The sequence below is a fragment of the Thalassospira sp. MIT1004 genome, from assembly GCF_001858545.1.
GTDB classification, from domain to species: domain Bacteria; phylum Pseudomonadota; class Alphaproteobacteria; order Rhodospirillales; family Thalassospiraceae; genus Thalassospira; species Thalassospira xiamenensis.
Genome location: NZ_MCAO01000042.1, coordinates 395,998 through 412,689 on the forward strand (window position 1 = coordinate 395,998; position 16,692 = coordinate 412,689).

Genomic DNA, 16,692 nt, shown 5'->3' on the forward strand with positions numbered 1-16,692 from the left:
TCGGAAAACGGGCCGCCCAATCGGGGAGGTCTTGGAGGACGGGGCTTAGCTTTTGACGGCCTGAAGGGTGGTCAGAAGCGAAAGCATGTTGTCGGGGACGTCGCTCTGGGCAATTTTCGAGGTCGCGACGGCATCGGCCATGGTGTCGATCGAATAGATCTGGATGACACCCTGGTTGGTTGCCGCCTGAGAAGAAATGCCAAGCTGCTGCTGGGCGCTGACGGCATTTTCATAGAGAATGCCCGTGGAATGGGCCAGTGACTGGAAGATCGAGCCCATAGCCATGGCCGGGGCATCACCGAGCACCTTGACGTTTGCCTGGGTGACGGCATCGGTGATTTGACCGTTTACCGGGGTCGGAATCGCCATTTCAAAACTCCTTCGTATGCTGCTTGCGGTGGAAATCCTGACGGGGTTTCTCCGTCCCGAATTCACCCTATCGACGCTGGCAATTCGGGGTTGTGACAGGACGGATGATTTTTTTTGCCAGCAAGGGGATTTCTGTAAGTCTTTTGCGGGCCGGATCTTTTTCAAGCCCGGCGTTGAAACGGGCAGAATGGCATTTGTCATTCTGCCCGTTAAACAGGTTTCACGTGCGGTTACTGGATGCCTGCGCCACGCAGATGATCGCGGGCAAGCTGAACGCGTTTACGCACGGCACAATTGCTTAGTCCGAGATTGACCGCGATATCGTCGTAGCTGCGGTCTTCGACACATCGCATCAGAAGCGGCTTGCGCAGTTTTTCAGGAAGGGCGCGTAAGGCGCGTTCAAGATGGTCGAACATTTCGGTCGCAAGGAAGGATTCCTCGGGGCTGGGTTCGTTGCGACCGGAAATCGGCGGCAGGGCGGCATCCGCGGTGCCGTGGTTTTCTTCCTTGTATTCCGCCTTTCGGCGGTTTTGCCGATGCAGATCAATGCAGGCATTGTGTACGATCCGTGACAGCCAGGCGCGGTGATTACGGATTTCGTCCATTGAATCCTCGAACTTTACCGATGCCTTTAGCATGGCTTCGGACAGTGCATCCTGCGCGTCATCCATATTGCCAGACATCAGTTTCAGGCATTGCTTGAGAAGGCTGTCCTGTTGATCCATCCAGAGCGGCCAGAAATTTGGCGCGGCCGGTTCCATACCGGGAAGGTCGGAATCATCGAGGGGATCGGATTGCCATGCCCGTGGATGGGGGGCGTGTGTTGGCGGGGTACCAAGAGGCTGGCAAGGAGCCGGTTGTTCGAAACCGAGATTGCCCAGCAGCGACATCGCATCCTGCAGGGATCGCTGCATCTGGTCGATCTGATTGCCGGTGTTGCCCGATCCTCGCGAGCCGGGCATTCCCGGCATTCCCTGCAAGCCGGCCAGCCCGGCAAGACTGCCAGGATTGCCAAGACTACCGGCGATGATATCGGTTGGGCTTGGGCCGTTTGACGATGGTTCCAGTCCCGGAAATCCGGCCAATGGATTGAAATTCGCCGGATAACCACGCGGCACGGCAGAGGTTTCTGGGCCGGTTTGCGGGGGGGCTGTGCGGGCTGCTGCTGTTCCTTGCTGTGCTTCTGGCGGTGCCTCTGGCGTGGTGGGTGAGGCTGACGAATTGTTTTCAAAATTACTACTTTTACGAGAATCAGTATTCAATGCGGCAAGGTAGTCCGCAGCCAGTCTGGCGCGCTGCTCATCTTTGAGGTGCGACCAGATTGATGTGACATTGTCGCCTGTCCCCAATGCCTTTTCCAAGGCATCGTCTAGAGATTGGGCAAACGTGATTTCGTTTTCCGATAGTTCTGTCTGTCCCTGTTCGGTATTCTTTTCGTACTGCACTTCGGACCCCTCCTCAGAAAGATTACAACCAAAGGCTGTTTAGGTCTCTCGCGACTATTATGACGGCGCGCAGTCTTAATTGTGAAGAAAAAGAAAAATACTATTTAAGGTTGCGCAATTCTTGGCTGGGAAAGTCGCAGATGACACCCTTTAACCTTCTGTTTTAAAAGATATTTTTCAGATTTCTCGCCTAGGTCGTGACCCACGTCCTGCGGGATCGAGATGCAGGTCGGACTTGCAACCTTTGGCAAAAGCCGAATCATCCATCCGCCGGTGGGGCGGCGTTTGGTGGATTTTCGGAACCGGCATTGGCAGTTTGTGGTGCTGTGAGCCGGGTGTTTTCCGAAGGGGCGGTTTCCGGAGAAGGTGTAGGTTGGGGAGGCGCTGCGGCGCTTGGGTTTTGCGCGTTGCTTTGCGGCGTGGCGGGAATATTTGGTTGAGGCGTTTGTGGGGCAGTGCCGGTTTCGCTTCCGGCAGGCTGGGCGGCCGCGGGTTTTGCATCGGAAGGTGCATTTGATGCCACAGGCGGAATTGACTGTGCGATTGCCTGTTCGACCTGTCCCGCCAGATGGTTCATGCGCATGTCAATTTCCGCGACGATGATGCGGCGCAATTCATTGGCGATTTCGATCATGACCATTGCGCCCGGCTCGATCGGGGTTGACGGCGCGTTGCCGGTGCCCGGCGCATTCGGGGCGGTTGCGGCGGCTTTTGTGCTTTGGCTTGATTGTGCGTGGCTTCCCGCGGCGAGTTTCTGGTTCAAAACTTGCGCACGCGCACGGTCCGCGGCATTCGCCATGGCTTTCATGGTGGCCTGATATTCCTGATTGAAGGCCTTTTTTACTGCATCCTTTTTACTGCTTGCCGTTTCGACGCCGGGAAAGTTCGGGCCGCTTGTCATCAGGAGGCTCCCTTGTCCGGTTTTCCGGGACTGTTGGTGGCGGTAGTACCGGTATCGCCGTTATTGCTGTCAGCATCGGGGGGGCTGTTGGTGTTGTCAGTGATGGCGGCCTTGCCTTTTACCGATGCTGGCTTCGCCGGGGCTGATTGGGCGATATTTGTGCCTTTGTCCGGTTTGTCGGTCGGGGTTGCGTCGGTGGTGCTGTCGTTACCGGACGGTGCGGGCAGCACAAACCCATAGGCGGCAAGCCCGTCATCGTCCGGGGTATCGGTGATGCTGATCAGGCTGGTTTGCAGGCTGGATGTTGCATTGGCGATCATGCTTTCGGCGCGGCATTCGGTATCCTGGCCCGGATCGATGCAGCCGAGCATCGCGGTCGGGGTCGAGATTTTGTGATCGCCGCGCAGTTGTGCGGTGACCGAAAAGCCCGACGCAGCCCCGCGCAGGATCAGCGCGACAAGGGTTGCGCCCGATTTGCCGTCGGTGGGGGCGATGATCTGCATGCGAAGCGATAGGCTGGTTTCGGTCGTGAGGGGGACGTCACCCTGCAAGATCGGGCTGGGCAAAGCACCTGTATATTGCAGTTGAACCGGGATCGAGGTCGGGATGCTGGTGATGGCCGATGTGATGCGCAGGGTGGCGATGAACGGATCCTGCGTGCTGTCAATCGTACCGAGTTGCTGATCCATGCCAAGGCTTGCCGGAGCAACGGGTTCGGCAGCGTCCGGGATCGAAGTGCCGGAGTTGTCCGTACTGCCGCCGCCCGCTGCCAGTGTTGCCGCGGCCATGTGCCATTCGCTGGACGGTAATCCACCGATGATGCTGGCCCGTGTCAGAGACGGCAGGGTTGCCGGGATATCAAGTGCCAGCCGGGCGGTGTTGATATCTTGTGGCCCTACCGATAGCGCCCATTGCCGGATATCAGCCGGGGTTTCGGCGGCATCAAGCCGTGCGGTGACAATGGCATCCGTGTCGCTGCCGGTAGGGCCGGGGTTGGGCAATTGATCAAGTGTGATCGACCAGTCCGGCGTCTGGGCATTTTGGGCATTGCCAGATAGCTCGGGCAGAAGCGGGCGATAAAGATCGCCATACGTCACGCTGCCTTCGAGCCGTGTCACACGGCCGTCATCACGGATCAGGTCAACGCGATAGGATTGCGGGCTAGTGGGACCGGACATGCCGGATGTCGGGCGGCTTGGCGTGGTTACGGTATCGTCGTGATCCTGAAAGCGGGGGGGGACTTCTTCGTCGGTGAGATCGTCGTCCCGGTCGTCTCCGCTGTCGGGGGTGTCGGCAGCGGTAGGGGGGGAGCCGGTAGATGATGTTTCCGGTGCCGCGTTTTGCGGGGCCGGGGCCGGTACGGTCGCGCTCGCCGTTGTGGTCAGGTTGCCGTATTCGTCGTAGCTGTAAGATGACAGTGGCGGGACCGCCTGCATCGGCTGGCCAAGGGCTTGTTCGATTTTCTGCATGGCATATTCGATCAGATTCTGGCCTTGCAGTGGTGTATGGCCCGATAGCCCATCGAGCGGACCCGGATTGTTGCCGCCGGTCGCGCCACTGGACGGATCGGGGATCGGGGAGGCCGATGACGGGCGGGGAATGACGGCGTCAAGACCCCATTCCTTTGCCGTGTCGAAACCCAGCACATGGGCCCACGGCCAGTTATCGACGGTCGGGCTTTTGGGGCCGTTGGTGGCGGCGGGATTGCTTCCGCCATTTTCGGTGCTGTTGGGCTGTTGGTCTTTGTCGGTCATGCTGACAATCCCCTGGTTGCACTTGCGAAACGCTGCGGAGGGTGCACGCCTGCGCCGAACCGGATTTCACAAGGATTGCGACGGTTCACATGTCAAAAGGACGGGGAGCACCGGAGGTTGTGACAAAAAACGTCAAATCGCGTCCGGGGAAAGGCAGCAAAAAACCCCGCAGGGCTGTTCGCCCGACGGGGTTATAGTGGTGCTGATGATAGGATTTGAACCTACGACCTACGCATTACGAATGCGCCGCTCTACCAGCTGAGCTACATCAGCACGATTCATTTTGTGGCGCGGAAAATACGGATAATCCTCCCGGTTGGCAAGTGCTTTATTGTTCTTTTTATTATCCATCCCCAACTGTATCGGACAGATTGCGCAAGGCAGCCGGAAGATCGACCAAAATCATAAATATCACATTGACCGTTATGTAGTTCCCCGGCATAGATAACGCGTCGCGCCGCTTCATGCCGTAACGTCAATCAAGGGAAGTCATATGTGCCGCTGGCTGAGCTATATCGGAGATCCGGTTTATCTTGAAAAACTGGTGTTCGAGCCACGCCATTCCCTTGTTGAACAAAGCCTGCATGCCGAACAGGCCAAGACGCCGACCAATGGCGATGGGTTTGGCATCGGCTGGTATGACGAACGCAAGACGCCTGGTCTTTATCGTGAAATCCTGCCAGCCTGGAATGATCCGAACCTGCGGTCGCTTGCCCATCATATCCGATCAGGCATGTTTTTCGCCCATGTCCGGGCATCGACGGGGACCGAAACCAGCCGCACCAACTGCCATCCGTTTGCCCATGACAATTACCTGTTCATGCATAACGGCCAGATCGGGGATTATCCGCTTGTGCGGCGCGTGCTGGAAGCGATGATCGATGATGAATTTTACGCCACCCGCCATGGCACGACCGATAGCGAGCTTATTTTCTGTCTGATGCTGACATTTGGTTTGCGCACCGATCCGCATCGCGCGATCCGCAAAACCATCGAAGTTGTCGAACGTGAAATGAACGAGCGCGGTGCAACTGCACCCTTCCGTTTCACCGCCTGCCTGTCAAATGGCGAGAGCGTTTGTGCCATCCGCCATGCCAGCGATGACAAGCCGCCATCGCTTTACTGGCGCAAGCGTGGGGATCATGTGATTGTCGTGTCCGAACCGCTGGATGCCGAAAGCGATAGCTGGATCGCGGTGGCACCCAACCATACCCTGCATGTTTGCCGTGATTTGAATATCTGCGAAGAACCGACACTGTCGGCGACCGGGTGCAAGGGCGCAGCCTGATCCTAGTTCGCGACGATCACCTGTGATCGGCCCCGAACCAGTTGCTGTTGCAAAATATCGCCCGGTGCGGTGTTAAGCATTACGGTTTTGAAATCCGATGCATGACCATCGCGGCACAGGGCCTTGCGACCGACCTTTTTTTCATCGACCAATAGGATCGCGTGATCGCAGCAGGCGACAAGGGCGCGACGTGCGCGGACTTCGTCCATGTTGAAATCCATCAGGTCCCCGGTTTCCGACATCCCCCCGACACTCACAATCCCGAAATCGGCGCGGTAGGTGCCAAAGAATTCCGCGCTGTCGGCCCCGATGATATCAAGATCGCGGGTGCGGATGGTCCCGCCCGCAAGGCGTAACGTGACATTGGGCGCGTTTTGTAATGTCAGTACCACATGGATATTGTTGGTCAGCACCGTCAGGTTGCGGTGCGAGGCCAGGCTTTGGGCGGCCAGTTCGGCGGTGGTGCCGGTGCCAATCGCGATGGTGCAGCCTTCGGGGATGATATCGGCGAGTTTGGCAGCAAGGGCGCGTTTGCCACTGCGGTTCCAGACTTCGCGTTTTTCATAGGCCGAGTTATCCGGATCGGGCGCCGGACCGGCAAGGCCATGACGGCGGAAGATGCGCCCCTGTTCCTGCAAGTCGCGCAGATCGGTCCGGATTGTCTGGACCGAAACGTTAAAGCGGCGTGCCAGTTCTTCGACCGCCATGAAGCCGCAGGATTTGACAAGGGCGACAATCCGGTCGCGGCGGCGGTCAAGTGGCACGGGATCGGACATTGGTTTCCTTTGATGTTCTTTCGTTCGAAAGCATGTGTTTCGCGATGTCACGGAGTATAGACAGGCTTGGTTGTGTCTGAAAAGCCCGGTAGGCTTGTTGAAACATTTAATTCTTTGCTTTGTCACACAACTGAAATCGAAATCCATATAGCGTCCCCGTCGGATTGTTTTCGAACGAAACCTTCGGGGTGGCCGCAAAGGTACGCCCCACGCAATCAAGGGATGTGGATGATGCGTAACGTTCTTCTTGCTGCCGTGGCTTCGGCTGCGATGATGCTGCCAGTTGTTGGTCAGGCCGCCGAAAAACTGGTTCTTTATACCAGCCAGCCAAATCAGGATGCCCAGACCACCGTCGATGCCTTCAAGGCCGCCTATCCGGATGTTGAAGTCGAATGGGTGCGTGATGGCACCACCAAGCTGATGGCAAAACTGCGTGCCGAGATTGCGGCAGGTGATCCGCGCCCGGATGTTTTGCTGATTGCCGATACGGTGACCCTGGAAGGCATGAAGGGCGAGGGGCTTTTGCAGGCGTATAAATCGCCCGAAGCATCGGCCTATGAAGCCGCCCTTTATGATGCGGACGGTTATTACTATTCGACCAAGCTGATCACGACCGGCATCGTTTATAATACCGGTGTCGAGAAAGCCCCGAAAAGCTGGGCCGATCTTGCCGATCCGGCGATGAAAAATCAGGTCGTGATGCCAAGCCCGCTTTATTCCGGTGCGGCCCTTATTCATCTGTCGACCCTGACGGAAAACAAGGAACTGGGTTGGGATTACTATCAGGCACTGGCCGCGAACGAAGCGCGCGCACAGGGTGGTAATGGCGGCGTGTTCAAGGCCGTTGCATCGGGCGAAAAGCCGTATGGTGTGGTTGTCGATTTCCTTGCGATCCGTGGCAAGGCCGAAGGTTCGCCCGTTGATTTCGTCTTCCCGACCGAGGGTGTCACTTATGTGACCGAGCCGGTTGCGATCATGAAAGACGCCAAAAACGTCGATGCGGCGCACAAGTTTGTTGATTTTGTTCTGTCGAGCAAAGGCCAGGAACTGGTTCTGGACATGGGTTATGTCCCGGCACGCGGCGACATGGCATTGCCGGAAGGTTTCCCGGCACGCAGCGACATCAAGCTGATGGATTTCAATCCGGCCGTGGCACTGGAACAGGCAGAAGCGAACAAGAAAAAGTTCGCGGACATTTTCGGGGCTGAATAATGCAGGCTGCAAGTCGCCTTCGCGGCTTCATGCCCGGCTTTGCAAGCCCAACGGTTGGCAGCCGGTCTTCGGACCGGTTGTTGCCGTGGCTTTTATTGCCGGTGTTCGTGATTTCGATTTTACCGATTGCGCGCCTTGCGATTGAAGGCGTGTTTGTTGGCGGTGTGCCCAGTGCGGATTACATCCGCGATGTTCTGGGCAGTTCGACGACATGGCGGGCAACTGCCAACAGTCTTTATACCGCAGGGCTTGGAACGATCATTTCGCTTTTGATTGGGGGCGCGTTTGCCTTTCTGGTCGCGCTGACCGATATCCGCGCCAAGGCGGTACTGGTTTTCTGTTTCATGATCCCGATGATGATCCCGCCGCAGATCACGGCGTTGGCGTGGGTGCAACTGACCGGACCGAGCAGTGCACTTTTGAATGCGCTTGGCATGGCACCCCCGATGGGATCGCCCCAGCCGTTTTATTCGGCCGAGGGGATTGCGCTTTTGCTGGGGATTCAGCATGCATCAATCGTGTTTTTGACCCTTCGGGCCAATTTGCGCATGCTGCCGCGCGAACAGATCGAAGCAGCCCGTTTGGCGGGTGCGAGTGGTGGACGGCTGTGGTGGCAGATCATATTGCCACTGACCAGTCCCGGTCTGATCGCCGGAACCGCGATGGCGTTTGTCACGGCCCTTGGCAATTTCGGGATACCGGCGATGCTGGGGATACCCGCCAATTATTCGACATTACCGACCCTGATTTATCAGAAACTGGCCGGATTTGGCCCGTCGGTCCTGGGCGAGGTATCGGTGCTGGCGATGTTGATCGGGACGATTGCGATCTTGGGTGTGGCGGTGCATCACCGGTTACTGGGCAAGCGTGACTATCGTCTGATGGGGATGGTGGGGCGGCCACTTGATATCCGGTTGGGCGCACGCAGGACATTGGTTGAAGCGGTGCTTTGGACGGTTTTGATCGCCATTCTGGTGATCCCGTTGATGGCGTTGGTCGCGACCGCACTGGTCCCGGCATTTGGCGTTAAGCTGAGCCTTGCCAATTACAGTTTCGATGCGTTTTACGAAGTCCTGTTTGTCCAGCCATCGACCATCCGGGCGTTCCATAACAGTTTCATGTTGTCGGTTGGGGCGGCGGTGACGCTGGTCGCGATCTGTTTGCCGTTGGCCTATGTGATTGTAAGGCGGCCGACCCGGTTGACCCATATGGTCAATCTTCTGGTCGAGGTGCCCTATGCCTTGCCCGGTGTGGTTCTGGCGATTGCCTGCATTCTTCTGTTCATCCGCATTCCGGTAATCGATGTCAGTTTGTATGGCACGCTTGCGATCATTTTTGTTGCCTATCTGGCACGGTTTCTGGTGATTGCGCTGCGCCCGGTGATGAACAGTTTTTCCCAGCTTGATCCGGCATTGGAAGAGGCGGCACAGGCGTGCGGTGCAGGACTTGGTCGCCGGTTGCGCGATATTCTGCTGCCATTGGCGGCACCGTCGGCAGCGGCTGGGGCGTTGCTGGTGTTTTTGACAGCGTTTAACGAATTGACGGTTTCGGCCCTTCTGTGGTCGGCCGGAAACGAGACGCTGGGCGTTTTGATTTTCAATCTGGATGACAGTGGCGACACCGTTCTGGCCTCGGCCGTGGCGGTATTGGTTGTGCTGGTTGTTGTTGCGTTGATGACCGGTTTCCAACTGGCATCACGCCGTTTGCCCAAGGGAGTTGTACCATGGCAGACATAAATCTTTCGCGGATTACCAAATCTTTTGGCGATTACCGCGCGGTCAATCAGGTATCGCTTGATATCCATGATGGCGAATTTGTTGCTCTTTTGGGGCCGTCGGGCTGTGGCAAGACGACGTTGCTGCGTCTTCTGGCCGGTTTCGAGGAACCTGATCAGGGTGTCATCGCCCTGGGCGGACAGGCAGTTGCCGATCCGGCCAACGGGGTGATGATCAACCCAGAGGCACGCAACCTTGGCATCGTGTTTCAGTCCTATGCGCTTTGGCCGCATATGTCGGTGGCGCGCAATGTCGGTTATCCGTTGGAGGTGCGCGGGCTTGGCCGGGCGGAACGTGATGCGAAAATTGCCGAGGCATTGTCGATTGTCGCCCTTGAACCTTATGCCGACCGCAGCCCGACGGAACTTTCGGGTGGGCAGCGCCAGCGGGTTGCATTGGCGCGATGTCTGGTGATGGAGCCGCGGGCGGTGTTGCTGGACGAACCGCTTGCAAACCTTGATGTGCATCTGCGCGAAACCATGCAGCAGGCATTTCTGGATTTCCATCGCCGGACCGGGGCGACAATGATTTACGTCACCCACGATCAGGCCGAAGCCATGGCCATGGCCGACCGGATTGCGGTGATGGACAAGGGCCGCATTCGTCAGATGGCGGCCCCGGAAACCCTTTACCGTGAACCGGCCGATCATATGGTCGCGGGCTTTGTCGGGGCCGGGGCGGTGTTGCCGATTGGTGACGTATCCATGCGGGGTGCCGGACGGTGTTCGGTGCGATTGGGCGATGCGGCGATCCATGCGCGGATTTGCCAGGAGGCGGCCAGCAATATGAACGAACTTGGTTTGTGTTTGCGGCCAGAGGATGTCTGGGTCGACGAGGCCGGGACATTGCGCGGTTCGGTCGAGGATTGCGTTTATCTGGGCGGTCGGTTCCGGCTTCAGGTGCGGGTCGGTGCCGATCAGGTTTTACCGGTTTATGCGACGCAACGCGCACGGATCGGCGAAGCCGTCGGATTGGTGATTTCCGATGGCTGGGTGTTTAACCGATCAGAAGGTGAGGCCGCCTGATGTCTGCCCGGATGCGTGTTTTATCGGGTCTTGGTGAAAAAGGCCCGGCCTGTTTGCGGTTGGAATTTTTCAATCGGCGCTGGTTGCTGGATTGCGGGGTCGGTCCGGAAAATGACAGCGGTTTTGATCCGGCATGGTTGAACAAGGTTAACGCCGTTTTCATTACTCACGACCATGTCGATCATATCGGTGCCGCGGCGGAGGTGATAGCAGCCGGTTTACCGATTTACTGTACCGAGGTCACGGCGCGATCCCTGCCTGCAGGGGCGAATGTGATCATTCTGCCGCCCTATGGGGAAATCCAGGTTGACGGTGTCACCGTCACCACCGGGCGGACCGGGCATGCCTTTGGCGGGGTGTGGCTGCATTTCGAACTGGGCGGCGGGGTTCTTTACACCGGTGATTTCTGCAAGGAGTCTGATTACTTCCTTTATGACACACCACCGGATGCCGCGACGGTTTTGATGGATGCGTCCTATGGCATGGAACGCCTGACACAACAGGTGCGGATCGACGGACTTTTGACCAAGATGTCCAAACTTGACGGCCAAATCCTGTTTCCCGTACCGCCGAGCGGACGGGCAGCTGAAATGGCATTGCTGTTTGAAAAGCACGGCATGACCGACTGGACGATGGATGCGCGGTGCTATGGACGGGTCAAACAGGTTCTGGGGGATGGCGGATCGGATTATGTATCGTTTGATGCGATCAAAAAACTGCGCGTGCTTAAGGACAAGGCGCGTGATTTCAATCCGGATGCCAGATTGCTTTTGTGCCATGCGCCGTGCGGCACGTATGGCATCGCGGGCGAACTGATTGAAAAATGGGGGCAGGACGGACGGCTGGGCCGCGATGCGCATGTAATCTTTACCGGTTTCATGCCAGCCGAGGCACGCCGCATGGTCGAAAAGGGGCATGCCCATTTCCGGCGCTGGAACGTGCATCCGCTGTTTGATGATGTGGTTGCGATGGCCAATGATTGCCACGCGATGCAGATCGTGCCGCTGTTTAATGGCCGTCCCGAGGACTTTAGCCTTGTCGATGGCTTTGAAGGGCGGTTACAGCTTTCGGATCGGTTTTATCTGTAAATGGGCAATGACCAGACATGATTTATCCTGCAAAGACGTTCGATTTTCCGAAAGTGCCGTTTGTGTTTATCCGGCACGGGGAAACCGATGCCAACAAGGCCGAAATCATCGCCGGGTCAAGCGAGCCGCCATTGAACAATGCCGGTCGCGAACAGGCGCGTGCGATTGCGCCATTGATGGCGATGGGCAAATGGCAGGCGGTTTATGTCAGCCCGCAGGACAGGGCCCGCAAAACAGCCGAGCTGGTTTTGCCCGATTATGATTTGCATATTCTTGACGGGTTGCGCGAACGCCATTGGGGTGACCTTGAAGGCCGCCCGATTGCCGAGGCTGGATCACGGTTCGATACCCCGCCCAATGGCGAGGGGTTTGATGCGATGTGTCAGCGGGTATCGTTTGCCATGCAAACCGCCCTGGCCGAGGTAAGCGACCGTTTGACCGTGGTGGTTGCCCATTCCGGTGTCGGGCGTTGCATTCTTTATATGACCGGTTTTGATGCCGAAGGTCCGCGTATTGCAAATGCAACGCCGATTCTGTTCCGCCCGGTCGGAACGGGATGGGAATATGAAAATTTGACCGAAGATCTGATCAGGGAGATTTCCGCGTGACCCAGCCAGAAACCATAATATCCGGTTCGATCAGTAACCCGCGTGATGCGGTGGTGTTCGATATGGATGGCACGCTGGCCTATTTCGATGCCGATGAATTGGGACATCTGGTGCATGGGACGGAAAAGCATTGGGATGCGTTCTTCGACGCAATGGATAAAGCCGCACCGATTGCCGATATCGAACGGCTTTTGCGCGTTTTGCACCAATCCGGGCAGGCGATTGTGATTTGTTCTGGTCGCCCGGCCGGGTGGCAGCACCGGTCCGAAGCATGGCTTCGGGCGCATGGCATTCCGTTTGATGGCATGTATCTGCGCCCGGAAGATGCCGATCACCGCACGGACGAGGAAGTCAAAGAAGACCTTCTGGCACAAATCCGGGCCGACGGTTTTAACCCGTGGCTGGTGGTCGATGATCGCAAGCGCGTGGTCGATAAATGGCGCGATATGGGGTTGACCTGCCTGCAATGTGCGCCGGGGGATTTTTAAGGCCTTGATAGAGAAAGACCGGCGCGTGTGCCGGTCTTTGCTGTTTTAATCAAAAAGCGGTTTGTATTCGCCGTATCCTTCGGCCTCTAGATCGCGGACGGGGATAAAACGCAGCGATGCGGAATTGATGCAATAGCGCAGGCCGCCGGCTTCTTTGGGGGCATCGGGGAAGACATGGCCCAGATGGCTGTCACCATGTTTGGAGCGGACTTCGATCCGGCGCATGCCGTGGGTATTGTCTTCGCGTGCGACGACATGATCTGTTTCGACAGGGCGGGTGAAGCTTGGCCAGCCGCAGCCGGAATCAAACTTGTCGCGGGATGTGAATAACGGCTCGCCCGAGACGATATCAACATAAAGCCCGTCTTCCTTGTGATCCCAGAATTCATTGCGAAACGGTGGTTCGGTGCCGCTGTTTTGCGTGACGTGATACTGGTTGGCGTCAAGGGCTTTGATGGCGTCCGGGTTCTTGGTGTATTTCGTCATGGTTTCTCCGGGAGGCGTTATTTGGTCATGCTTCCGAAGATGGTCGGATTGGGCGCAATGTCCAGTGCCTTCACGGCAAAGTTATGGATTTTGGGACCGGATCACCCTTGGCACCAGGGTTGGCGTTTGGTTTTGCCGTCATAAGGGCGGGCGAGACCCTGATTGATCAGTTCCTGATCGAGTGCCCTGCCGTCAATGCGCACCGATGCGACGACGCGTCCGCCATAACGGCCCCATTCCGGTTCGCAGAATTCAACGCGTTTGGCCGATTTCAGGCTTTGACGGGCGAAATCGCGGGCTTTGCCCGCAAGGGACTTTTCGCTTTCGCATTTGCCGCGTATTTCGGGGGTGTCCACGCCGCGCACACGTACCGACATTTCGGCAATTTCGCCGGGAAGGCTGGGGATATTCACATAGATGGTATCGCCATCATAAGCGTATTCACCGTGCCGTTCGCGCAGCGGCCAGTCATAGCAGGCAGCGATAGCCGAGATGGAGGCCGCGGGCAGAAACATGCTGCAAAGTGTTAGAGGTGCGATGGTGAGTCGGATTGAGGTGCGGGGCATTGGGGTGTTCTTTTGAATTGTCGAAGTCGGATTACAGTTTCAGGCGGGCAAGTATCTGGGCGGCGCGCTGTTCGACCGGGCCTTTGCGGATTTCAATCGGCTCGTAACCGCATTGCAGATAGGTGCGATACAGAACGACATATGTTCTGACGGCGTCCGCGAAGCTTTGTGTTCGCGCGCTGTCGGTTTTGTAGATTTCCGACCATGGCGGCAGGATGAAAACCGTTTTGCGATAGCGATAGGTTTCAATGGCGCGTTTAAGGCCGGGGTCATCGGGTAGGCCGGAAAGTTCCCGATGGGCCAGCGTATCGGGAAGGCCACGATCAAAGAACACGGTTTGCGGGTCCTGACCCATGCCGTGTTGCCATGCGCGGATCGAGCCGCGCGTCATCAACCCGGCATAGGCTTCATTATCGCCCCAGGGCAGGGCATTGCCGCCGCGTTCCTGCTGTTCTTCGATCACGGCGCGCGCGACTTCGCGGCTTATTTCATAGCCGCGTTCATGAAGATAATTGATCAATGTGGTTTTGCCGGCACCGGGCCCGCCGGTGATGACAACAAGATTGGATGGATAAGGCGATTGCATTCGTATTCCCTGCACAAGGCGCACGATATGAAAGCGCTTTGCGGCAAGCTGATGGCGTAAAAATGATTGTTTGGGCCTTTGGGGCAGGACGCCCGAAAGGCATGGGGAGGCAGGGCATTAATCCGCACCGCAAAGACTGTCAATACAGAGATTGCCCGATGGGATCTGCTTTAATAGCAGCTTTCAAGCAGCGTGATCGAACCGGTGCCCGCATGCATGGCGGTTACCGCGCCATCCGGCCCGGTTTCAAAGCGGATGCCCGATGTTTTGGCATCATTTGCCCACCAGGTCAGGTAACGGCCATCTGGGCCTTCATATTCGTGTTCTTCATCGATCAGGTTATCGCCATAGGCCGCACGGACATCATCAATGGTATCGCCAACCTGAATATTATGGCCGGTGCGGATCAGGCTGGTGGCGATATCATATTCATCGGCATAAACCGAAACCCGGGCTAGCTTTTCATCAAGCATCATAAAGCCAAGCCCGGTCGGGCCGCCTGCCGATTGCAGGTGATAACAGGCGTTATTTTCGGTCCCGTCGCGGGTTGATGTCATGGGCTCGACCATGGCTGTACGGACCTGATCCTCGGTCATGCCGATTTTGGCATCGCCATATCCTTCGGGCGACAGGGTCGCAAGCGGGGTGTTTATGGCATCAAGTACAAGGATATCAATGGTGGCGATATCATCGCGTACGGTGACCGCACCAGGTTCGATGCGTTGCGACAAATAGGTCTGAGCACCGGTCTGCTGGTTTTGCCAGCTTTCGGGCAGCAACAGCTTTTCGCGTGGTTCAAGGCACAGGAACTTTGCGCCCTTGAGCTGTTCGGCATGGCTGAATGAAACGTTGGCCGGGATATCCATGCAGATGGTCTGGGGCAGGTCGCTGAACCAGTTGACCGGGGAGCCACGATCATCGCAAATCGTCGGATCAAACCGCAATTCGCAATAGGGCGGGACCGTATCGCGCAGGACCATGTCAAAAACCATCTGACCCTGATCTGCTTCTGTGATCAGGGTTTCCACCATTGTCTCGTCGGGATCAAGGATCTGATAATGCGTCAGGTTCCAGACGAAATTATCGCGCAGATCAAACAGAACATAGGGATCGGTTTCCGGCATCGCGACAGGATTTTGCTGTGCCGTGCTGGCAAAGGCAAAATGGGTCAAGCCCAGTGTCAAAAAGGCAAGTGTTGCTGATTGCATTATCTGTCCGGCGGAATGTTTGGTCTTTGTGTTGAAATCTTGTGCGGAACTTTATGCGAAAGACATGCCATCGCGCCACTCGCTTTTGGTAGAGGACAGGCCCCGGCATGAAATCAGGCATCGGGCTTTTCGATACGGGCAAGAATATGGTCAGAAACCAGCTGCGCGGATGGTGACAGGCGGTGTCCGCGCGCTGTAATCAGGCTGTAGGGTTTGATTTCAATCGTTCCGTCAAACGGCAGTTCGGCAATCATGCCCCCGATGCTTAAAAGCGATGTGACCTCCTCCGCCATCGGTGCGATGGCATCCGTGCCCGACAGGGTGGCAAGGGTAACCAGCAGTGACGCGGAATTCAGACTGGAATGCGGCAGCGGCAGATGGCGCGAGATAAACACGTCTTCGATGGTGCGGCGCATCAGGTTGCCTGGTGGCGGTAATAGCCATTCGAATTTGGCAAGACGGGCCAGTGAAACAGGCTTGTTTTCCGCAAGCAAAGGATGCCCGGCGCGAACCATCAGGCGGATTTTCTCGCTTCGGATTTCGCGGATGTTGAATTGGCGAGGGTCCATATCTTCGGGGACGCGGCCGATGACAAAATCATGATCCCCCGCCAGCAGATCCTTGATCAGCAGATGCGATGGTCCGACCGACACATGTGCTTCAAGCAGGGCGTTGATCGACTGCACCGTGCGGATGGCCGGCACGACAAGATCAACTGCTGCTGCGGTCACAGCGCCGATGAAAACCGTGCCGCCGCCATGCTTGATATCCTCGATCTCGCGTTCGGCTTCGCGGATTTCAATCAGCATGCTGCGCGCGCGCCTCGCCAGTGCGCGTCCAGCATTGGTCATTTCAATGCCGCGCGATCCGCGCACACAAAGCCGGGCTTCAAGAATGGTTTCCATTTCTGATAACAGACGTGATGCTGCGGGCTGCGATGTTTGCAGCATGGCGGCGGCCTGGCTGATCTGCCCGGTTTCTTCCATCGCGACAATCATGCGCAGATGGCTAAGCTTCAGGCCGCGCTGAAACAGATTGCCGGATCGAAACAACAGGGATTTTGCGGAACTCAGCGGTAATGTTTTTGCGGGCTCAGTCATGGGGATCCTCCGTTCCC

At 57.0% G+C, this 16,692-nt stretch carries 17 protein-coding genes and 1 tRNA gene; 7 read left to right on the plus strand and 11 right to left on the minus strand.

Going from position 1 to position 16,692, the window contains the following annotated elements; genetic code table 11:
- Positions 1-45: 45 nt before the first annotated feature.
- The 5 genes from BC440_RS15920 to BC440_RS15940 form a co-directional block, all read right to left on the minus strand.
- Positions 46-369, minus strand: coding sequence for a RebB family R body protein (locus tag BC440_RS15920; RefSeq protein WP_007090412.1), 324 nt, complete (start codon positions 367-369; stop codon positions 46-48).
- Positions 370-599: 230 nt separating this feature from the next.
- The gene (locus tag BC440_RS15925) at positions 600-1,814 is read right to left on the minus strand and encodes an RNA polymerase sigma factor (RefSeq protein ID WP_071240511.1); all 1,215 of its coding nucleotides are present in this window, start codon (positions 1,812-1,814) and stop codon (positions 600-602) included.
- Positions 1,815-2,073: 259 nt separating this feature from the next.
- Positions 2,074-2,715: a hypothetical protein gene (locus tag BC440_RS15930; RefSeq protein WP_071240512.1), complete on the minus strand. Its 642-nt coding sequence runs from the start codon at positions 2,713-2,715 to the stop codon at positions 2,074-2,076.
- Entirely contained in the window at positions 2,715-4,469 is a 1,755-nt protein-coding gene (locus tag BC440_RS15935) for a hypothetical protein (RefSeq protein WP_071240513.1), read from the minus strand. Before BC440_RS15935 ends, BC440_RS15930 begins: the two co-directional genes overlap by 1 nt.
- Positions 4,470-4,666: 197 nt before the next feature.
- Positions 4,667-4,742 (minus strand) — tRNA-Thr (locus tag BC440_RS15940).
- A gap of 220 nt (positions 4,743-4,962) precedes the next feature.
- Between BC440_RS15940 and BC440_RS15945 the strand changes: the two genes are divergently transcribed.
- Positions 4,963-5,757, plus strand: a complete 795-nt coding sequence (locus BC440_RS15945) for a class II glutamine amidotransferase (protein ID WP_007090408.1) — start codon at positions 4,963-4,965, stop codon at positions 5,755-5,757.
- 2 nt (positions 5,758-5,759) lie between these two features.
- Here the strand turns inward: BC440_RS15945 and BC440_RS15950 are convergent, their stop codons facing one another.
- Positions 5,760-6,533, minus strand: coding sequence for a DeoR/GlpR family DNA-binding transcription regulator (locus tag BC440_RS15950; protein ID WP_037990920.1), 774 nt, complete (start codon positions 6,531-6,533; stop codon positions 5,760-5,762).
- A 228-nt stretch (positions 6,534-6,761) separates the two neighbouring features.
- Here BC440_RS15950 and BC440_RS15955 point away from each other — a divergent pair, with 228 nt between their 5' ends.
- The 6 genes from BC440_RS15955 to BC440_RS15980 are packed head-to-tail and all read left to right on the plus strand — an operon-like array spanning position 6,762 to position 12,729.
- On the plus strand, positions 6,762-7,745 hold the full coding sequence (locus tag BC440_RS15955) for an ABC transporter substrate-binding protein (protein ID WP_037990943.1): 984 nt from the start codon (positions 6,762-6,764) through the stop codon (positions 7,743-7,745).
- On the plus strand, positions 7,745-9,481 hold the full coding sequence (locus BC440_RS15960; protein ID WP_071240514.1) for an iron ABC transporter permease: 1,737 nt from the start codon (positions 7,745-7,747) through the stop codon (positions 9,479-9,481). The genes BC440_RS15955 and BC440_RS15960 overlap by 1 nt, the downstream gene beginning before the upstream one ends.
- Complete coding sequence (locus BC440_RS15965) at positions 9,469-10,545, plus strand: ABC transporter ATP-binding protein (protein ID WP_071240515.1); 1,077 nt, start codon at positions 9,469-9,471, stop codon at positions 10,543-10,545. The genes BC440_RS15960 and BC440_RS15965 overlap by 13 nt, the downstream gene beginning before the upstream one ends.
- Positions 10,545-11,633: an MBL fold metallo-hydrolase gene (locus BC440_RS15970; RefSeq protein ID WP_083379389.1), complete on the plus strand. Its 1,089-nt coding sequence runs from the start codon at positions 10,545-10,547 to the stop codon at positions 11,631-11,633. Before BC440_RS15965 ends, BC440_RS15970 begins: the two co-directional genes overlap by 1 nt.
- Before the next feature lie 17 nt (positions 11,634-11,650).
- Positions 11,651-12,241, plus strand: coding sequence for a histidine phosphatase family protein (locus tag BC440_RS15975; protein ID WP_037990928.1), 591 nt, complete (start codon positions 11,651-11,653; stop codon positions 12,239-12,241).
- Entirely contained in the window at positions 12,238-12,729 is a 492-nt protein-coding gene (locus BC440_RS15980; RefSeq protein ID WP_083379390.1) for an HAD family acid phosphatase, read from the plus strand. Before BC440_RS15975 ends, BC440_RS15980 begins: the two co-directional genes overlap by 4 nt.
- 45 nt (positions 12,730-12,774) lie before the next feature.
- Here BC440_RS15980 and msrB read toward each other — a convergent pair whose 3' ends face one another.
- The 5 genes from msrB to BC440_RS16005 all read right to left on the minus strand — a co-directional run bounded on the left by msrB (position 12,775) and on the right by BC440_RS16005 (position 16,675).
- Complete coding sequence (gene msrB, locus BC440_RS15985; RefSeq protein WP_071240516.1) at positions 12,775-13,215, minus strand: peptide-methionine (R)-S-oxide reductase MsrB; 441 nt, start codon at positions 13,213-13,215, stop codon at positions 12,775-12,777.
- A gap of 101 nt (positions 13,216-13,316) precedes the next feature.
- Positions 13,317-13,781, minus strand: a complete 465-nt coding sequence (locus BC440_RS15990; RefSeq protein ID WP_083379391.1) for a thermonuclease family protein — start codon at positions 13,779-13,781, stop codon at positions 13,317-13,319.
- 31 nt (positions 13,782-13,812) lie between these two features.
- A complete protein-coding gene (locus BC440_RS15995; protein WP_007090398.1) occupies positions 13,813-14,367 on the minus strand; it encodes an AAA family ATPase in 555 nt (184 codons plus the stop codon).
- A 170-nt stretch (positions 14,368-14,537) separates the two neighbouring features.
- Complete coding sequence (locus tag BC440_RS16000; RefSeq protein ID WP_071240517.1) at positions 14,538-15,575, minus strand: hypothetical protein; 1,038 nt, start codon at positions 15,573-15,575, stop codon at positions 14,538-14,540.
- A gap of 113 nt (positions 15,576-15,688) precedes the next feature.
- On the minus strand, positions 15,689-16,675 hold the full coding sequence (locus tag BC440_RS16005) for a LysR family transcriptional regulator (RefSeq protein ID WP_007090396.1): 987 nt from the start codon (positions 16,673-16,675) through the stop codon (positions 15,689-15,691).
- Between the last annotated feature and the right edge of the window lie 17 nt (positions 16,676-16,692).

Coding starts and splice junctions, on each gene's coding strand:
- BC440_RS15990 (WP_083379391.1), bottom strand. CDS start 13,781: ATGCCCCGCACCTCAATCCGACTCACCATCGCACCTCTAACACTTTGC.
- BC440_RS16005 (WP_007090396.1), bottom strand. CDS start 16,675: ATGACTGAGCCCGCAAAAACATTACCGCTGAGTTCCGCAAAATCCCTG.
- BC440_RS16000 (WP_071240517.1), bottom strand. CDS start 15,575: ATGCAATCAGCAACACTTGCCTTTTTGACACTGGGCTTGACCCATTTT.
- BC440_RS15970 (WP_083379389.1), top strand. CDS start 10,545: ATGTCTGCCCGGATGCGTGTTTTATCGGGTCTTGGTGAAAAAGGCCCG.
- BC440_RS15975 (WP_037990928.1), top strand. CDS start 11,651: ATGATTTATCCTGCAAAGACGTTCGATTTTCCGAAAGTGCCGTTTGTG.
- BC440_RS15955 (WP_037990943.1), top strand. CDS start 6,762: ATGATGCGTAACGTTCTTCTTGCTGCCGTGGCTTCGGCTGCGATGATG.
- BC440_RS15995 (WP_007090398.1), bottom strand. CDS start 14,367: ATGCAATCGCCTTATCCATCCAATCTTGTTGTCATCACCGGCGGGCCC.
- BC440_RS15920 (WP_007090412.1), bottom strand. CDS start 369: ATGGCGATTCCGACCCCGGTAAACGGTCAAATCACCGATGCCGTCACC.
- BC440_RS15950 (WP_037990920.1), bottom strand. CDS start 6,533: ATGTCCGATCCCGTGCCACTTGACCGCCGCCGCGACCGGATTGTCGCC.
- msrB (WP_071240516.1), bottom strand. CDS start 13,215: ATGACGAAATACACCAAGAACCCGGACGCCATCAAAGCCCTTGACGCC.
- BC440_RS15945 (WP_007090408.1), top strand. CDS start 4,963: ATGTGCCGCTGGCTGAGCTATATCGGAGATCCGGTTTATCTTGAAAAA.
- BC440_RS15960 (WP_071240514.1), top strand. CDS start 7,745: ATGCAGGCTGCAAGTCGCCTTCGCGGCTTCATGCCCGGCTTTGCAAGC.
- BC440_RS15930 (WP_071240512.1), bottom strand. CDS start 2,715: ATGACAAGCGGCCCGAACTTTCCCGGCGTCGAAACGGCAAGCAGTAAA.
- BC440_RS15935 (WP_071240513.1), bottom strand. CDS start 4,469: ATGACCGACAAAGACCAACAGCCCAACAGCACCGAAAATGGCGGAAGC.
- BC440_RS15965 (WP_071240515.1), top strand. CDS start 9,469: ATGGCAGACATAAATCTTTCGCGGATTACCAAATCTTTTGGCGATTAC.